Origin of the sequence: Streptomyces sedi, from assembly GCF_006335015.1 — a bacterium.
Classification (GTDB): Bacteria; Actinomycetota; Actinomycetes; order Streptomycetales; family Streptomycetaceae; genus Streptomyces; species Streptomyces sedi.
Map to the genome: position 1 here is coordinate 1 of NZ_VDGT01000044.1, position 4,644 is coordinate 4,644.

At 65.7% G+C, this 4,644-nt stretch carries 1 protein-coding gene; it reads left to right on the forward strand.

Going from position 1 to position 4,644, the window contains the following annotated elements; translation table 11 throughout:
- Positions 1-22: 22 nt before the first annotated feature.
- Positions 23-4,644 (forward strand): non-ribosomal peptide synthetase (locus FH715_RS27920; protein WP_281290792.1); only part of this gene is annotated, 4,622 nt, incomplete at its 3' end.

Genomic DNA, 4,644 nt, shown 5'->3' on the forward strand with positions numbered 1-4,644 from the left:
GAGTGCGACGTACAACATTCCGATGGCGCTTCGCCTCGAAGGACACCTCGATATCGCGGCGTTGCGGTCCGCGTTGACGGATGTTGTGACCCGGCATGAGAGTCTGCGTACTCTTTTGCGGCAGGACGCGGTGACTGGTCAGGCGTTCCAGGATGTGGTGCCGGCCGGGGATGACGCGTGTGCGGTCGAGTTGCCGATCGTCGACACCACCGAGAGCGGTGTTGGGTCGCTGTTGGCTGAAGCGGCCGGTTATGCCTTCGACTTGGCCACCGAGATCCCTTTCCGCGCGGAGTTGTATCGCCTCGGCGAAGGCGATCACATCTTGATGCTGGTCGTGCATCACGCGTCGTTCGACGCGCAGTCCCGGGTGGCGTTGAGCCGGACTGTCGCGGCGGCGTATGAGGCTCGGCTGCGGGGTGAGGTGCCGCGGTGGGCGCCGTTGCCGGTGCAGTACGCGGACTACGCCCTGTGGCAGCGGCGGGTCCTTGGCGACGAGAGCGACCCGGAGAGTGAGATCTCCCGGCAGTTGGGCTTCTGGCGTGAGCGGTTGACCGGTCTGCCGGAGGAGATCACGCTGCCCGTTGACCGGCCCCGTTCGGCCGTTGCCTCGTATCGCGGTGGCCGCATCGAGTTCGACATCCCCGCCGCGCTCCACCACCGGCTGGTGGAGCTGGCGCGGGACCGCGGGGTGACCGTGTTCATGGTGCTCCAGGCCGCGCTCGCCACGCTGCTGACTCGGCTCGGTGCCGGTGAGGATATTCCGATCGGTACTCCTGTTGCTGGGCGGTCGGATGAGGCGATGGAGGATCTGGTTGGGTTCTTTGTGAATACGTTGGTGTTGCGGGTGGATGTGTCGGGTGATCCGTCGTTTGGGGAGTTGTTGCGGCGGGTGCGGGCGGTGGATTTGGATGCGTATGCGCATCAGGATGTGCCGTTTGAGCGTTTGGTGGATGCGTTGAGTCCTGAGCGGTCTCTTTCTCGGCATCCGTTGTTCCAGGTGATGTTGAATCTGGATGGTGTTGAGCGTGGTCGGGTGGAGGGGGCGTTGGAGGGCTTTGGTGGGGTGAGGGCGTCCGGGGTGTCTGTTCCGATGGGGGCGGCGAAGTTTGATCTGTCGTTCTCTTTCACGGAGAACGGGCGGAGTGAGGGGCTTTTGGGTTCGCTGGAGTTCGCTGCTGATTTGTTTGATGAGGCGACTGCTCGTGGGTTGGCGGAGCGGTTCGTTGTGGTGTTGGGGCGGTTGGTGGATGGGGTGGATCGTCCGTTGAGTGGTGTGGGTGTGTTGGGTGTGGGTGAGCGGGAGTTGCTGCTTGGTTGGGGGCGTGGTGTTGCGGGTTCTGGGGGTGTGGGGTCGGTGGTGGAGTTGTTCGAGGAGCAGGTGGTGCGGGTGCCGGGTGCGGTGGCGGTGGTCGCGGGGGATGTGTCGCTGTCGTATGGGGAGTTGAATGGGCGGGCGAATCGTCTGGCCGTGGTGTTGCGGTCGCGTGGTGCGGGGCCGGAGCGGTTTGTCGCTGTCGCGTTGCCGCGTGGTGCGGACATGGTGGTGGCGCTGCTGGCGGTGCTCAAGTCGGGGGCGGGGTATCTGCCGTTGGATGTGGCCTATCCGCAGGAGCGGTTGGCGTTCATGGTCGAGGACGCTGGGCCCGTCGCGGTGGTCACGCTCACGGGGGTGGAGGTTCCCGGCGTGCTGGAACGGGTCGAGCTGGACGACCCGGCGATCGTCGCGGAACTCGACAACGCGCCGGTGGGCAATGCGGCGCGGGAGTTCTCATTGATGCGTGCGGCGTATGTGATCTACACCTCGGGTTCTACTGGTAGGCCCAAGGGTGTTGTTGTTTCGCATGAGGGTGTGGCGAACTTGATGGGCTGGGTGCGTGAGGGGGTGGGTGTTGAGTTGATGCGTCGGGTGGTGGCGTCCACTTCGTTGAGTTTTGATGTGTCGGTGTTTGAGTTGTTTGGGCCGTTGGTGGTAGGGGGTTCGGTGTGGGTGGTGGATGATCTGTTGTCGTTGGCGGAGCGTGGGTGGTCGGCGAGTTTGGTGAGTGGGGTTCCGTCGGCGTTTTCGCGTGTGGTGGAGGCGGGGGTTGGTGGTGAGGCGGGCGCGGTGTTTCTGGCGGGTGAGGCGTTGACCGCTCGGGATGTGGAGGCGATTCGCGGGGCGCTGCCGGATGCGGCGATAGCGAATGTGTATGGGCCGACGGAGACGACCGTGTATGCCACGTTCTGGCGGGACGGCGGTGGCATGGGGAACGCGGCTCCGATAGGCCAGCCTCTGCGGAACACCCGGGTGTTTGTGTTGGACGGGTTCTTGAGTCCTGTTCCGGTGGGTGTGGTGGGGGAGTTGTATGTCGCGGGTGTGGGTTTGGCGCGTGGTTATTTTGGTAGGGCGGGGTTGACGGCGGAGCGGTTTGTGGCGTGTCCGTTTGGTGGGGTGGGGGAGCGGATGTATCGGACGGGGGATTTGGTGCGGTGGCGGGCGGACGGGAATTTGGAGTTTGTGGGGCGTGCGGATGATCAGGTGAAGGTGCGGGGATTCCGCATTGAGTTGGGTGAGGTGGAGGCGGCGGTTTCCGCGTTCCCGGGTGTGGAACGTGCTGTGGTCGTGGTCCGGGAGGACCGGCCGGGGGACCGGCGGATCGTCGCCTACGTCGTCCCGGAGAAGACCGACCTCGATGCCACCGGTGACAGCGAAATCCGTTCTATCGACGTGCGTGAGGTTCTGTCGTTTGTTGCGGGGCGTGTGCCGGATTACATGGTGCCGTCTGCGGTGGTGGTGTTGGGCGAGGTGCCGTTGTCGGTGAATGGGAAGGTGGATCGGGGGGCGTTGCCGGTGCCGGGTGTGGTGTCGGGTGAGGTGTTTGTGGCGCCGGGTGGTCCGGTGGAGGAGTTGTGGTGTGGGTTGTTTGCTGAGGTTCTTGGGGTGGAGCGGGTGGGTGTTGATGATGGGTTCTTCGCGTTGGGTGGGGACAGTATTTTGTCGATTCAGTTGGTGGGGCGGGCGCGTGCGGCGGGGGTGGTGGTGAGTGTGCGGCAGGTCTTTGAGTGCCGGACTCCGCGTGAACTCGCTGCCGCTGCCTCGACCGAGATTGTGGGGGCGTTTGAGGGGGGTGCTGGTGAGGTGGGGGCGTTGCCGGTGGTGTCGTGGCTTGGTGAGCGTGGCGAGGGTGTGGGTGGTTACAACCAGTCGGTGGTGGTGGGGACTCCGGCGGGGATGGGTTGGGGGCAGTTGTGCGAGGTTGTGGGTGCGGTGGTGGGGCGGCATGAGGCGTGGCGGTCGCGGTGGGAGCGTCGGGGGGATGGTCGGTGGGCGGTCACCTTCACCGACGCCGATGAGATCCGTGCGGAGGAGTTGCTGGAACGCCGGACGGTTGGGCCGGATGTGGGTGTGGGGGTGGTGCGGGAGGCGGCCGAGTCGTGCCGTCGCGGACTCGATGTGGAGTCGGGTCGGGTCCTGAAGGGCGTCTGGTTCGACCGTGGACCGGACCATGGCGGGTTGTTGGTGTTGGTGGCGCATCACCTGGTGGTTGATGGGGTGTCGTGGCGGATCGTGCTGGGCGACTTGGCGTTGGCGTGGGAGCGGGTGCGTGCTGGCGGGGTGGTGGAGTTGCCGGCGATGGGGACGTCGTTGCGGGCGTGGGCCGGGCTCATCGAGGCGCGGGCGGCCGAGCGTGAAGGGGAGCTGGAGCGTTGGGAGGGGGTGTTGGCTGGTGGGGATGAGTTGATCGCGGCGCGGCGTGTCGACCCGGCGACCGATCGTTATGCCGCTCGGGCATCCGAGACGGTTTCCCTTTCTCCTGAGTTGACTCGTGCTCTCCTGTCGCGTGCGTCGGGTGAGCACGAAAAGTCAGACGTTCAGGAGGTGTTGCTGGCTGGGCTTGGGTTGGCGGTTGGGCGGTGGCGTCCGCGTGCGGAGGTGTTGGTCGAGGTCGAGGGACATGGCCGGGTGGAGGACTTGGCGCCCGGGGTGGATCTGTCGCGGACGGTGGGGTGGTTCACCAGCATCTATCCGGTTCGTCTTCCCGCGTCGGAGTCGGGTGAGGGGGCCGGCGGTGTGTTGCGGGAGGTCACCGAGCGTCTCGCGGAGGTTCCGGACGGGGGACTCGGTTACGGGATGCTGCGTTACACCAATCCCGAGACGCGGGCCCGTCTGGCGGCGCACCCCGCACCACAGATCCTCTTCAACTACCTCGGCCGCATCACCGTCTCCGGCGAAACCGAAACCGACGCCGTCGAGGAGCAGGTCACCGACTGGCTTCCCGTTAGCGGCCCCTACGCCGTCGGCGCCGGACAGGACAACGACCTGCCCCTGACCCACACGCTCGAAGTCAACGCCCTCACCCTCGACACCCCCGAAGGGCCCCGCCTCCGCCTGACCTGCTCCTGGCCCAGCACCCTCCTGACCCCGACCGACATCGACCACCTCACCCACCACTGGACCACCGCACTCCACACCCTCACAGCCGACCTGCCCTCGGCCGCGTCGGAGTTGGGTGTTGGGGGTGAGGTGGCTGAGGTGTTGCCGGTGTCTCCTCTTCAGGAGGGGTTGTTGTTTCATCATGCGTTGTCGGTGGGGGGTGGCGGTGGTGTGGATGTGTATGTGGGGCAGTTGGTTTTTGATTTGGTGGGTGTGGTGGATGGTGTGCG